Genomic DNA, 13,225 nt, shown 5'->3' on the forward strand with positions numbered 1-13,225 from the left:
GACTCGCCGATACGGGCGTTACCCGTCCGGGGGCTGGATCGATAGGGCAGCGAGGCGGCTCGGAGGGGCCGTCAGGACACGGCGAAAAAGCGACCCCATTTATCAGGTTCGGCTTGACGACGCACGCATTACACGCGTGTAATTTCGGTTGGGGTTGTCCGAACGGAGGGCATGAAAAGCCACCGTTCGGGGCAATAGACACGCCTTCCGCGTGGGGGGTTGCGCCGGCACCGCTGCTGGCGCGCGATAAGGAGGCATGCATGGACGGCCGGCTAGAAGTAGCCGACCTGCTCGGAGATGCGCCGGAGTGGCAGGAGCGGGCGCTGTGCTCGCAGACCGACCCCGAGGCGTTCTTCCCTGAGAAGGGCGGATCCACCCGCGAGGCGAAGCGCATCTGCTCGCGCTGCGAGGTCCAGACCGAATGCCTGGAGTTCGCGCTGGGCCACGACGAACGGTTCGGCATCTGGGGCGGCCTGTCCGAGCGCGAACGGCGCAAGCTCAAGCGTCGGGTCGCCTGATCCGTTCCGGTCCGCCCAGCGGACCACGAAACACCGGCTGACGGCCGGGCGGTGGGGGCCGCCCGGTCCGGCCACCCGCCGCCGGCCCGATCCGGCGGGTCCGGCACGACGGAGCGCCCCGCCGGGGCCGCTCAGGCCAACTCGTCCGGATCGACGCCGAGCAGGTTGGCGACCTGCTCGATGATCACGTCGTGCACCAGGTCGGCGAGGTCCTCCCGGTCCATCGCGCGGAACTCCAGCGGCCGCCGGTAGAGCACGATCCGCGGCGGCACCTCCTGCCGGCCGGGCCGGCCCGGAAGCAGCCGGGCGAGCGGCACCTCGCCGTCCTCCAGCACGTCGGAGTCGTAGACGTTGAGGTCCGGCGGCACGTCCTCGACGGCGAACTCGACGCCGGCCAGTTCCTTGGCGAAGCGGCGCTCCAGGGTCTCCACCGTGTCGAGCACCAGGTCGTCGAAGATCTCGGCCTTGGTCCGCGACAGCGGCACGGTCGCGGGCACGAGTCGCCCGCGCAGGCCGCGCCCGTGCCGGTCGCGCCGGGAACGGCGGCCCGGACCGGGGCGCCGGTGCTGCGGGACGGTCACCTCGGCCCCCCGCCGTACGCGGGTCCGGCGCCGGCGACCCGTACCCGGTGTGGTGCCGCCCGGTCGTGCCGGCCCACCCTCCGGCGGTCGGTCCTGTCCTGGTCCGGCCGGCACGCCGGACCGCCCCCCATCCCCATGTTCACGTCGCCAGGGTAGTCCCGTGACCGCCCGGCCGAACGGCGGACGGCGCCGGCCGTGGCGCGTCGTCAGATCGTGATCTACGGATCATCGGCGTGTCGCGGCGGTAACAGGAGCGGGAAACCCGGTAAGAGAGATAACGTGCCCGCCGTGAGGTCACCACGGCGTTGCTCCCGCAACGGCTGCCCCCGACAGGCCGTCGCCACGCTGACCTATGTCTACACCGAGTCGACGGCGGTGGTCGGGCCGCTCGCCGCCTTCGCCGAGCCGCACACCTACGACCTGTGCGAGCAGCACGCCCGCAGTCTGACCGCCCCGCGGGGCTGGGACGTCGTCCGGCACGAGGGCGAGTTCGAGCCGCCGCCGCCGACCACCGACGACCTGGTCGCACTGGCTGAGGCGGTGCGCGAGGCGGCCCGTCCGGTGCAGCGCACCGAAGAGCCCGACGACGGGCAGGGGCCGCAGGTCGGCCGGCGCGGCCATCTGCGGGTCATCCCGCCCACCCACTGAGCCCACCGACGGCGCGACCGCTGCCCGGTCAGCGCGGCGGATGGGGTGGCTTCAGGTAGACGAACGCCTCGGTCGACACGACGCCGTCGGCCGTCCGGAGCCGTCGCAGGATCTCCAGCAGGTGGTCGTCGTCACGGCAGACCACCTCGGCCAGCAGGTCGAACGAGCCGGCCGTGATGGCCACGTGACTGATCTCGTCGAGTTCGGCCAGCCGGTCGGCCACCCGTTCCAGGTCGCCTGAGGTGCGCAGGCCGACCATCGCCTGGCGGGGGAAGCCGAGGCGTAGCGGGTCGGTCACCGCCACGATCTGGATCACCCCGGCGTCGAGCAGCCGCTGCACCCGCTGGCGTACGGCCGCCTCGGAGAGCCCGACCGCCCTGCCGATCGTGGCGTACGCCCGCCGGCCGTCCTCCTGTAGTTGTTCGATGATCTGTCTCGCCACCTCGTCGACGGGCGCGTTGTCGGTACTTTCGCGGACCGCGACCCGTCGTCCGTTCCCGGTGGTGCGGCGGTCGTCAAGTTGTCGCGCGACCATCCGTTCCCCCTGTCTGCCGTGGGGCGCGAGTGCGTGCCCACCCGGTGTCAAGTGTCGAAGGTGTATTTCGTGGCAAAAACCAAGATATGCAACGAAATCCCTTGTGTCATACCCTATTGCATGCCAAGATCAGTAGTTGGCGACACCCCATCGACGACCGCCTGGATCCACCACCAGCGGATCCGACCGCCGCAGGAGCCGTCACCATGCACAACAGCTTCCCCTCCCCGCCGGCGCCCGCGGTCGCCGCACTGCTGTCCGCGCACCGCCTGTCCCGCCGCTCCATCATGCGCGGTGCGTTCGGCGCCGGCGTGCTGGCCGTCGCGGGCGGGGTCGCCGGCTGCGGCACCGAGGGAGCGCGGCAGACCGGGGAGAGCTGCGCCAGCGACGACCTGTCGGACACCGAACGGTGGCTGCACTTCTCCAACTGGATCCAGTACCTCGACGTCGACGACACCGACCCCGACCGGCGGCCCACCCTCGACGCGTTCGTCGACCGGACCGGCATCCGGGTCACCTACACCGAGGACATCAACGACAACAACGAGTTCTTCGGCAAGGTGCAGGCCCAACTCGCCGCCTGCCAGCCCATCGACCGCGACCTCATCGTGCTCACCGACTGGATGTCGGCCCGCCTGATCCGGCTCGGCTGGGTGCAGAAACTCGACCGCTCCCGGCTGCCCAACGTCGAGCGCAACCTGCTCGCCTCGCTGCGTGACCGGCCCTTCGACCCCACCGGCGAACTCGCCGTACCGTGGCAGTCCGGACTCGCCGGGCTCGCCTACAACGGCGCCGTGACCGGCGAGGTGCGGACCGTCGACGAACTGCTCACCCGGCCCGACCTGAAGGGCCGGGTGACCGCGCTGACCGAGATGCGCGACACGATGGGACTGCTGCTCCAGTCGGCCGGACACGACCCTGCCGACTTCACCGACGCGCAGTTCGATGACGCGCTGGAGCGGCTGCGCCGGGCGGTCGCCGACGGCCAGATCCGCCGGTTCACCGGCAACGACTACGCACCCGAACTGGCCCGCGGCGACATCGCCGCCTGCATCGGCTGGTCCGGCGACATCATCCAGCTCGCGGCCACCGACGACCGGATCCGCTTCGTCGCCCCCGAATCCGGCGCGATGCTCTACTCCGACAACCTCCAGGTGCCCAACCGGGCCACCCACAAGGCCAACGCCGAAGAGCTGATCAACCACTACTACGAGCCCGCCGTCGCCGCCCAGCTCGCCGCGTACGTCAACTACATCTGCCCCGTCGAGGGCGCGCGGGCCGAGATGGAGCGGATCGACCCGACGCTCGCCGACCACCCGCTGATCTTCCCCGACGACGCGACGCTGGCCGGTACGAAGGTGTTCATGGCCCTCACCGACGAGCAGGAGCGGGCGTACGAAACGAAGTTCCAGCAGGTCATCGGGGCGTGACCGGATGGCCGAAAAGGAGCCTGCCGGCGAGCTGCGACTGGTCGGCGTCACCAAGCGGTTCGGCGCCGTCGCCGCCGTCGACGCCCTCGACCTGACCGTCGCGCAGGGATCGTTCTTCGCGCTGCTCGGCCCGTCCGGCTGCGGCAAGAGCACCACACTGCGCATCGTCGCCGGTCTCGAACAGCCCACCGCCGGCCGGGTGTTCCTCGCCGGCCGCGATGTCACCGACCTGCGGCCGTACCAGCGGCCGGTCAACACCGTGTTCCAGAGCTACGCGCTCTTTCCGCACCTGGACGTCTTCGACAACATCGCGTTCGGCCTGCGTCGCCGGGGGATGGCCGACGTGGCCGGCCGGGTCGCGCGGATGCTCGCGATGGTCCGGCTCGACGGGTTCGAGCGGCGCCGGCCCGCCGAACTCTCCGGCGGGCAGCAGCAGCGGGTCGCGCTCGCCCGGGCGCTGGTCAACGAACCCCGCGTGCTGCTGCTCGACGAGCCGCTCAGCGCACTCGACCTGAAGCTGCGCCGGCAGATGCAGATCGAGCTCAAACGCATCCAGACCGGCGTCGGCGCCACCTTCGTGCACGTCACCCACGACCAGGAGGAGGCGATGACGCTGGCCGACACGGTCGCGGTGCTCAACGCCGGCCGGGTCGAGCAGCTCGGTGCCCCGGCCGACCTCTACGAACTGCCGGCCACCGCGTTCGTGGCCAACTTCCTCGGCCAGGCCAACCTCCTCGCCGGCCGCGTGACCGGCCGGGCCGGCGGCGAGCTGCTGGTCGAGGCGTACGGCTCGCGGTTCTCGGTGCCCGCCGGCCGGTCCCGGTCCACCGCCGGCCCGGTCCTGCTCGGCGTACGCCCCGAACGGCTGCACCTGGCCCCCGCCGGCGCCGACGTCCCGGCCGGCCACCAGCACGTCACCGGCGTGGTCACCGACTCGTCGTACGTCGGGCTCGGCACCCGCCACCTGGTACGCACCCCGTGGGGCGCCGAACTGACGGCGTTCGCCGCGTACGGGACCGGTGACCCGGCCGTCGGGGCCGGAACCGGGGCCGCCGTGGTGGCGCACTGGAACCCCGCCCACGCCTTCCTGGTGCCCGGCGACACCGGACCCGGGCCGGCCGGCACCCACCCGTGAAGACGAGCCGGCGGCTGCTGCCGTACCTGCTGGTCCTGCCCGGCGGGCTGTGGCTGGCGCTGTTCTTCGTCGCGCCCGCCGGCCAACTCGCCGCGACCAGCCTCTACGACCCGGCCGGCTCGGTCGCCGACGGCTACGACATGACCTGGTCGTTCGGCAACTACCCGGCGGCCCTGCGGGCGTACGGCGGCCACTTCGGCCGGTCGCTGCTCTACGCCGGCATCGCCACCGCGATCGCCCTGCTGCTCGGCTATCCGCTGGCGTACGCGATGGCCCGCCGGGCCGGCCGCTGGAAGAACCTGCTCCTGGTCTGCGTGGTCGCCCCGATGTTCACCAGCTTCCTGGTCCGCACCCTGGCCTGGAAGACGATCCTGTCGGACAACGGCTGGCTGGTCGGCGTGCTGCGCGACCTGCACCTGCTGGAGCCGGACGGCCGGCTGCTGGCCACCCCGGTCGCGGTCGTGCTCGGCCTGACGTACAACTTCCTGCCGTTCCTGGTGCTGCCGCTGTACGCCAGCCTCGAACGGCTCGACGGGCGGCTGCTGGAGGCGGCCCGCGACCTCTACGCCGGCCGGCTGCGGACCTTCGTCACCGTCACCCTGCCGCTGTCGGCACCCGGCCTGACCGCCGGCATCCTGCTCTTCTTCATCCCGGCCAGCGGCGACTACGTCAACGCCCGGCTGCTCGGCAGCCCCAACGAATACCTGGTCGGCAACGCGATCGACTCGGCGTTCCTGGTCCGGCTCGACTATCCGCAGGCCGCCGCGCTGTCGTTCCTGCTGATGGCGATGGTGCTCGCGCTCGTCGTCGCCGGCCTGCGCCGGGGCCGGGCCGGGGAGGTGTGGTGAACCGGCCGGCGCGGTGGCTCGCCGCCCACTGGGTGACCGCCGTCGGGCTGATGGTGCTCGGCTACCTGCTGCTGCCGGTCGGCGTCGTCGCCGCGCTGTCGTTCAACCGGCCCTCGTCGCGGCTGTCGTACGACTTCCACGAGTTCACCGTCGACAACTGGGCGAACCCGTGCGCCAACGCCGAACTGTGCGCGGCCGTGTGGCGCAGCGCCCAGATCGGGCTGGTCGCCACGCTGGGCGCGACCGTGCTCGGCACCCTGATGGCGTTCGCCCTGGCCCGGCACCGGTTCCGCGCCCGGCCGGCGGTCAGCCTGCTGGTGCTGCTGCCGATGGCGACCCCCGAGGTGGTCCTCGGCTCGTCGCTGCTGACGCTCTTCGTCGCCGGCCGGGTGCCGCTCGGCTTCTGGACCGTCGTCGTCGCCCACGTGATGTTCTGCGTATCGTTCGTCGTGGTCACCGTCAAAGCCCGACTGTCCGGAATGGACAGCCGACTGGAGGAGGCGGCGATGGACCTCTACGCCGGCCCGTGGCAGACCTTCCGCCGGATCACGCTGCCGCTCGCCGCGCCCGGCATCGTGGCCGCCGCGCTGCTGGCCTTCTCGCTGTCGTTCGACGACTTCATCATCACCAACTTCAACTCCGGCAGCACCGTCACCTTTCCGATGTACGTCTGGGGCGCCGCCCAGCGCGGCATCCCGCCCCAGGTCAACGTCGTCGGCACCGCCATGTTCGCGATCGCCGTGCTCTTCGTGCTCGGCACCGCCGTACCGCGCCGGCGACCCCGGCCCGGCGGTGCCCGGTGACAGCCGCCGCCCGGCGCGCCCTCGCCGACGCCGTCCACCGGCCCTACTGGCTCGACCGGCCGGAACGCCCCGACCCGCTGCCACCCCTGACCGGCACCGACAGCGCCGACCTGGCCGTCGTCGGCGGCGGCTACAGCGGCCTGTGGACCGCCCTGCTCGCCAAACAGGCCGACCCCGGCCGCGACGTCGTCGTCCTGGAGGCCGGCACCTGCGGCTGGGCCGCCTCCGGACGCAACGGCGGATTCTGCGCCGCCTCGCTGACCCACGGCTCCGCGAACGGCGCCGCCCTCTTCCCCGACGAGATCGTCACCCTCGAACGGCTCGGCCGCGCCAACCTCGACGACATCGGGGCGACCGTCGACCGGTACGGCATCGACTGCGACTTCCGGCGCACCGGCGAACTCACCGTCGCCGTCGAGCCGTACCAGCTCGCCGGGATCGCCGACGACGCCGCCCTCGCCGCCCGGCTCGGTCACCCCGGCATTCTGCTCGACCGCGACGCGCTGCGCGCCGAGGTCGACTCGCCCACCTACCTCGGCGGGTTCTGGGACACCGACGGGGTCGCGATGCTCGACCCGGCCCGGCTCGCCTGGGGACTGCGCCGGGTCTGCCTCGACCTCGGCGTACGCGTCCACGAACACACCCGGGTCACCGGCCTGCACCGCGACCGGGCCGCGCTCTGCCTGCGTACGCCGCACGGGCGGTTGCGCGCCGACCGGGTGGCGCTGGCCACCAACGCCTTCCCGCCGCTGCTGCGCCGGCTACGGCACTACCTCGTGCCGGTCTACGACTACGCGCTGATGACCGAGCCGTTGACCCCGGCCCAACTCGCCGCCGTCGGCTGGCACAACCGGCAGGGCATCTCCGACGCCGCCAACCAGTTCCACTACTACCGGCGCACCGCCGACGACCGCATCCTGTTCGGCGGCTACGACGCCGTCTACCACGCCGGTGGCCGGATGACGCCCGCGCTGGAACACCGGACCGCCACCTTCGTCCGGCTGGCCGAACACTTCCGGGCCACCTTCCCGCAGCTCGACGGCGTACGGTTCAGCCACACCTGGGGCGGCGTCATCGACACCTGTACCCGGTTCTGTGCCTTCCACGGCACCGCGTACGACGGCCGCCTCGCCTACAGCGCCGGATTCACCGGCCTCGGCGTCGGTGCCACCCGCTTCGGTGCCCGGGTCATGCTCGACCTGCTCGCCGGCGCCGACACCGAACTGACCCGGCTCGCCCTCGTCCGCGACCGGCCGGTCCCGTTCCCGCCCGAGCCGCTGCGTTCCGCCGTGATCCAGTTGACCCGCCGCTCGATGGCCCGCGCCGACGCGAACGAGGGCCGCCGCGACGCCTGGCTGCGCACCCTCGACCGCCTGGGCCTGGGCTTCGACTCCTGACCCGTCGGTCAGTCAGCAGCCGTCGGTCAGTCGGCAGCCGCCGGTCGGTCGGCCGTGCCGGGGGCCACCCATGCGGTCGGCAAACCGTCGGGGCACCTGTGATCATCTGCTGCCCAGCAGTTCGACACGCCGTTCGGACAACGGCGGAACAACTAACGATCACCACGCACCGCCACGTCACGAAGGGCACGGGGCGGCGGCCGGTTGACGCACCATAGGAGCGTCCGGTCAGCGCGGCGATCATGTCGAAGTCGCCGTCGTAGTGGAGGAGAGACAGCCGGTCAGATCGGGTGGGCCACCGTCCTTCAGCCAGTCGGCGAACCGCCGACGCTTCTCTCGGTCGACCGCGGCCCGGAGGGCAGCGTTGACGGTGGCCGTCTTGGTCGTGGTGCCGAAGATCCTGGCAGCCACTGCCAACAGTTCGTCATCGACATCGAGGATCGTTCTGGACATGTGCGGCTCCTCCCATCGTCCTGCGAGGTTTGTCAAGAATGCGTGATCTTGGTTCATGGCGGTCGGCCGCCGTCGTTGATCCGGGTATCCCGGCTTCCGTCCGGCGCGGGCGTCGGGAATCATTGCCCGGATGGGTGACGAATACCTGTGGCTCGAAGACGTCGACGGCGCCGACGCCGGCACCTGGGTGCGTGAGCGCAACGCCGAGGCCGTCGCGCGGCTCGCCACCGGCGGCACGTTCGACGACCTGAAGGCCGAGATCCGGCAGGTGCTCGACGCCGACGACCGCATCCCCTACGTCACCCGCCGCGGCGACCACGTCTACAACTTCTGGCGGGACGCCGCCCACCCCCGCGGCCTGTGGCGGCGGACCACCCTCGACGACTACCGCCGGCCCGAACCGGACTGGCAGGTCCTGCTCGACATCGACACGCTCGCCGCCGACGAGGGCGAGAACTGGGTCTGGGCCGGGGCGGCCGTGCTGCGCCCCGACCACCGCCGCTGCCTGGTCAGCCTGTCCCGGGGCGGCGCGGACGCCACCGTCGTACGCGAATTCGACCTGGTCGACCTGGCCTTCGTCGCCGACGGGTTCACCCTGCCCGAGGCGAAGACGGACGTCGGCTGGATCGACGTCAACCACATCTACGTCGGCACCGACCTCGGGCCCGGCTCACTCACCGCGTCCGGCTATCCCCGGGTCGTCCGGCGGTGGCGCCGGGGCACCCCGCTGGCGCAGGCGCCGACCGTCTTCGAGGGAAGGGTCGAGGACGTGGCGGTGCACGCCAGTCACGACCCGACGCCGGGGTTCGTACGCGACTTCGTCAGCCGCCGTATCGACTTCTTCCGCAGCGAGAGCCACCTGCTGGCCGCCGACGGGACGCTGCGCCGGGTCGACGTACCCGACGACGCCGACTGGGACGTGCACCGGGAATGGCTGCTGGTCCGGCCGCGCTCGGACTGGACCGTCGGCGACGTGACGCATCCGGCGGGTGCGCTGCTGGTCACCACGTTCGACGAGTTCCTTGCCGGTGGGCGGGACCTTACGGTGCTCTTCGTGCCGGACGCGCGAACGTCGGTCAGCGAATACGCGTGGACCCGCAACCACCTGCTCCTGGTGGTGCTGCGCGACGTACGGACCGAACTGCTGGTGCTGACGCCCGGCCCGGACGGCTGGCGGCGGGAGCCGCTGCCCGGCGGCCCGGCGATGGACCACAGTGGAATCCTGGACACCGAGCCCGACCACGACGACTACTACGTGACGACGTCGGAGGGGTTCCTGCAACCCGACACGCTGCGCGTCGGCACGGTCGGCGGCGCCGTCGAACCGGTCAAGCGGGAACCGGCGTACTTCGACACCGACCGGCTGACCGTCCGGCAGTTCTTCGCCACCTCCGCCGACGGCACCCGGGTCCCCTACTTCGTGGTCGGCGACCCGGACGCGTCGCCCGGACCCACCCTGCTGACCGGGTACGGCGGATTCGAGATCGCCCGTACGCCCGCATACGACGCGGTCGCCGGCCGGGGCTGGCTGGCCCGGGGCGGCACGTACGTGGTCGCCAACATCCGCGGCGGCGGCGAGTACGGTCCGCGGTGGCACCACGCCGCGCTGCGTGAGCGCCGGCCGCGGGCGTACGAGGACTTCGCCGCCGTCGCCACCGACCTCGTGACCCGTGGCATCACCGAGCCGGCCCGGCTCGGCACCAAGGGCGGCAGCAACGGCGGCCTGCTCATGGGCGTCATGCTGACCCGTTACCCGGAACTGTTCGGCGCGATCGTCGTGCAGGTGCCGCTGCTCGACATGCGCCGCTACCACCTGCTGCTGGCGGGCGCGTCCTGGGTGGCCGAGTACGGCGACCCCGAAAACCCCGACGACTGGGCGTTCCTGCGCGAATACTCGCCCTACCAGAACGTGCGCCCCGGGCAGCCGTACCCGCCGGTGCTGCTGACCACCTCGACCCGCGACGACCGGGTGCACCCCGGTCACGCCCGCAAGATGGCGGCCCGGCTGGCCGAGTTCGGCTACGACGTGTCGTACTACGAGAACATCGAGGGCGGGCACGGCGGCGCGGCCGACAACGAGCAGGCGGCGTTCATGTCGGCGCTGACGTACGAGTTCCTGTGGCGCAAGCTGTCCGGGCCGGCCGGGTCGGTGCCCCACCAGCCGGAGCGGGCCGCCCTCGACGTGCGGTAGGTCGCCGCCGTCATCCAGCGGGTGACCGCGGCGAGATCAATTGAATTGATCAACGCGGCATCTTAGGTTGACAGAAATCAATCAACGGTCGGCTTTTGCCTGCCTTTCTCTGCCTATCATCTGGCCACCAATCCCTCTTCCTGCGATCCAGGTCAGGAGAAATCCGTGGTCAAACCGCCCCCTGGTGAACTGCTGCGCGCCGCACCGGAAACGATCTCCGCGCCATCCGTCGACGCCGCGTCCGAGCCGAAAGCGACGTCACCATTCGTCAACGGTCATTTCCCGCGCCGACGCGGATTGATCATCGGCCTCAGTGTGCTGGCCGGCTTCCTGCTGACGGTGGTCTGGTCGGCCCACTTCGTCGACTCCACCATCGGTGACAACGTCGCCAACACCCTGCTCGGCCACGACGCCAAGGAAACCCCGATCGCCGGCATCGCCGCCGGGATTCTTTTCGCCTTTGTTTCCGGGCTGGCCGGCACGTTCACCGCCTGTAACATCGCCACCTTCGGTGCGATGGCCCCGTTGTTGGGCAGTGGCGGCAGTCGGTGGAGCCGCATCGTGCACACCCTCAAGCCGCTCGGCTGGGTGTCGGTCGGAATGCTCGCCGTGTCATCGGTGTACGGCGTGATCGTCGGGCTCGTCGGCACCTCGATGCCACAGTTCTCGCAGGCGGCCAACCAGCCCGGCAGCCTTTCCCCGCGCAGCATCCAGTCGATGGTCGTCTACGGCATCATCGGCCTGGTCATGTTGTATCTCGGATTGGCGTCGCTGGGGCTGGTCCGCGACCCGTTCGCCAAGATCTCCAAGCGATTCCCGAACGCCCCGATGGTCTTCATGGGCATCCTGATCGGCGCGTTCCTGATCGGCCGGCCGTTCCCGCTCTTCCGGCAGATGTTCCGCGACGCCGCCGAAAGCGGAAATCCGCTCTACGGCGCCGCCGCGTTCAGCCTCCAGTCGATCGGCAACATCCTGGTGATGGCGATCCTCTTCCTGATCATCGCCAACTTCACCGGCAACCGGCTCCAGCGGTGGCTGGCCGCCAACCCGCGCCGCCTCACCGTCATCACCGCCGTCGCGTTCATCGTCGCCGGCGCCTTCACCTTCCTCTACTGGGACGTCCGCCTGCTCGCCCGGCGCGAGATCATCCCCTGGTACCCGACCGCACCCTGGGCCTAGCCCGGACACCGCGCCGCCCGGCGAGCCGCCGGGCGGCGCCCATTCCCACGACGGGCGCCACAACGCACACAGCACGCCGAATGCCGCATCGGCGCACAGGGCTCGTTGACCGTGCCGGGAGCCCGCCCTACGGTCCACTTGACCTTGGGGAGGGTGGGATGGCCACAAAGGACCGTGCCGTCGTACTCGGCGGGAGCGTGGCCGGCCTGCTCGCCGCCCGCGCACTCGCCGGCAGCTACCGCGAGGTGGTGCTCGTCGAGCGGGACCCGCTGCCGGCCGGCACCTCGACCACACCGCGGACCGGCGTACCGCACGGGCGGCACGCGCACGGTCTGCTCGTCGGCGGGCTGCGGGCGATCGAGGCACTGCTGCCCGGTGCCACCGCCGACCTCGTCGAGGCGGGCGTGCCGGCCGGCGACATGTGCGGCGGCATCCGGCTCTACGCCGACGGGCATCCACTGCGGCAGGGCACCATCGGCGAACTCGGCCTGGCGGTGAGCCGGCCCTACCTGGAGAGCTACGTCCGGACCCGGGTGCTCGACACCGCGAACCTGAAGGTGCTCGACGGCTGTGACGTCGCCGGACTCGACTCGGCGGACGGGGCGGTCACCGGGGCGCGCATCCACCGGCGGTCCGGCGGGTCCGGCGAGGAAATCGTTCCCGTCGACCTGGTGGTCGACGCGACCGGACGCGGCTCGCGCACCCCGCGCTGGCTCACCGAAATGGGCTACGCGGCACCGCCGGAGGAGCGGCTCGAGATCAACCTCAGCTACACGACCCGCAGGTTCAAGATGGCGCCGGACGGCCTCGGCGGCAACCACACCGTCATCGTGGCGCCGTCGGTGACGAACCCGCGCGGCGGCGTCCTCCAGGTCGTCGAGCAGGGCCGGGCCGTCGCCACCGTCTTCGGCATCCTCGGCGACGCCGCGCCCGCCGACCTCGACGGGTTCCTCGCCTTCGCGCGGACCCTGCGGGCACCGGAGTTCGACGGGATCCTCGGGGCGGCCGAGCCGCTCGACGACCCGGCGACCTTCCGGTTCCCGGCCAGCGTCCGTCGCCGCTACGAGCGCCTGGACCGCTTCCCGGCCGGCCTGCTCGTGATCGGCGACGCGATCTGCAGCTTCAATCCCCAGTACGCGCAGGGGATGAGCGTCTCCGCGATGGAGGCCGCCACCCTGCTGCGGATGGCGGCGGACGGCGTCACGGCCCCGGCGTTCTTCCGGGCCGTCGCGCCGATCATCGACGTACCGTGGGAGATCGTGACCGGCTCGGACCTGGCGCATCCGGGCGTACCGGGGGAGCGCACCCGCACGATCCGGTTCGTGAACGCCTACCTGCGCCGGCTCCAGGCGGCCGCCCGCCGCGACGCGACCCTGACCGAGGCGTTCGCCCGGGTGCTCAACCTGATCGCGCCGCCCCGGTCGCTGATACGCCCCGACCTCGCCGCCCGGGTCCTGCTCGGCGGCCGGGCAGCGCGCTGACGCACCGGCCCGGCCCGCGGTCGTGG

Annotated in this window: 13 protein-coding genes; 10 read left to right on the forward strand and 3 right to left on the reverse strand. The window is 71.7% G+C overall.

Going from position 1 to position 13,225, the window contains the following annotated elements:
* The first annotated feature begins 260 nt into the window (after positions 1–260).
* The gene (locus tag QCD66_RS04770; protein WP_212822629.1) at positions 261–518 is read left to right on the forward strand and encodes a WhiB family transcriptional regulator; all 258 of its coding nucleotides are present in this window, start codon (positions 261–263) and stop codon (positions 516–518) included.
* 131 nt (positions 519–649) lie between these two features.
* Here the strand turns inward: QCD66_RS04770 and QCD66_RS04775 are convergent, their stop codons facing one another.
* Positions 650–1,099 (reverse strand): metallopeptidase family protein, encoded by a 450-nt coding sequence (locus QCD66_RS04775; protein ID WP_357533793.1) that lies wholly within the window; start codon positions 1,097–1,099, stop codon positions 650–652.
* A gap of 288 nt (positions 1,100–1,387) precedes the next feature.
* On the opposite strand from QCD66_RS04775, the gene QCD66_RS04780 reads away from it, so the two are divergent.
* Positions 1,388–1,747: a DUF3499 domain-containing protein gene (locus QCD66_RS04780; protein ID WP_357533791.1), complete on the forward strand. Its 360-nt coding sequence runs from the start codon at positions 1,388–1,390 to the stop codon at positions 1,745–1,747.
* Positions 1,748–1,775: 28 nt separating this feature from the next.
* On the opposite strand, the gene QCD66_RS04785 is transcribed toward QCD66_RS04780, so the two are convergent.
* Positions 1,776–2,282 (reverse strand): Lrp/AsnC family transcriptional regulator, encoded by a 507-nt coding sequence (locus QCD66_RS04785; RefSeq protein ID WP_375736200.1) that lies wholly within the window; start codon positions 2,280–2,282, stop codon positions 1,776–1,778.
* A gap of 206 nt (positions 2,283–2,488) precedes the next feature.
* Between QCD66_RS04785 and QCD66_RS04790 the strand changes: the two genes are divergently transcribed.
* The 5 genes from QCD66_RS04790 to QCD66_RS04810 are packed head-to-tail and all read left to right on the forward strand — an operon-like array spanning position 2,489 to position 7,895.
* Complete coding sequence (locus QCD66_RS04790; protein WP_375736201.1) at positions 2,489–3,712, forward strand: spermidine/putrescine ABC transporter substrate-binding protein; 1,224 nt, start codon at positions 2,489–2,491, stop codon at positions 3,710–3,712.
* A 4-nt stretch (positions 3,713–3,716) separates the two neighbouring features.
* Entirely contained in the window at positions 3,717–4,847 is a 1,131-nt protein-coding gene (locus QCD66_RS04795) for an ABC transporter ATP-binding protein (protein WP_375736202.1), read from the forward strand.
* A complete protein-coding gene (locus QCD66_RS04800; protein ID WP_364215984.1) occupies positions 4,844–5,695 on the forward strand; it encodes an ABC transporter permease in 852 nt (283 codons plus the stop codon). Before QCD66_RS04795 ends, QCD66_RS04800 begins: the two co-directional genes overlap by 4 nt.
* Positions 5,692–6,498, forward strand: coding sequence for an ABC transporter permease (locus QCD66_RS04805; RefSeq protein ID WP_364215987.1), 807 nt, complete (start codon positions 5,692–5,694; stop codon positions 6,496–6,498). Before QCD66_RS04800 ends, QCD66_RS04805 begins: the two co-directional genes overlap by 4 nt.
* Positions 6,495–7,895, forward strand: a complete 1,401-nt coding sequence (locus QCD66_RS04810; RefSeq protein ID WP_375736203.1) for an NAD(P)/FAD-dependent oxidoreductase — start codon at positions 6,495–6,497, stop codon at positions 7,893–7,895. The genes QCD66_RS04805 and QCD66_RS04810 overlap by 4 nt, the downstream gene beginning before the upstream one ends.
* Positions 7,896–8,135: 240 nt before the next feature.
* Here QCD66_RS04810 and QCD66_RS04815 read toward each other — a convergent pair whose 3' ends face one another.
* Entirely contained in the window at positions 8,136–8,348 is a 213-nt protein-coding gene (locus QCD66_RS04815; RefSeq protein WP_375736204.1) for a type II toxin-antitoxin system VapB family antitoxin, read from the reverse strand.
* 130 nt (positions 8,349–8,478) lie between these two features.
* On the opposite strand from QCD66_RS04815, the gene QCD66_RS04820 reads away from it, so the two are divergent.
* The 3 genes from QCD66_RS04820 to QCD66_RS04830 all read left to right on the forward strand — a co-directional run bounded on the left by QCD66_RS04820 (position 8,479) and on the right by QCD66_RS04830 (position 13,199).
* The gene (locus QCD66_RS04820) at positions 8,479–10,539 is read left to right on the forward strand and encodes a prolyl oligopeptidase family protein (protein ID WP_375736205.1); all 2,061 of its coding nucleotides are present in this window, start codon (positions 8,479–8,481) and stop codon (positions 10,537–10,539) included.
* A 165-nt stretch (positions 10,540–10,704) separates the two neighbouring features.
* A complete protein-coding gene (locus tag QCD66_RS04825) occupies positions 10,705–11,718 on the forward strand; it encodes a hypothetical protein (protein WP_375736206.1) in 1,014 nt (337 codons plus the stop codon).
* A 158-nt stretch (positions 11,719–11,876) separates the two neighbouring features.
* Positions 11,877–13,199 (forward strand): FAD-dependent oxidoreductase, encoded by a 1,323-nt coding sequence (locus QCD66_RS04830; protein WP_375736207.1) that lies wholly within the window; start codon positions 11,877–11,879, stop codon positions 13,197–13,199.
* Positions 13,200–13,225: the final 26 nt, after the last annotated feature.

It is taken from the genome of Polymorphospora sp. A560 (assembly GCF_045781765.1).
GTDB lineage: Bacteria > Actinomycetota > Actinomycetes > Mycobacteriales > Micromonosporaceae > Polymorphospora > Polymorphospora lycopeni.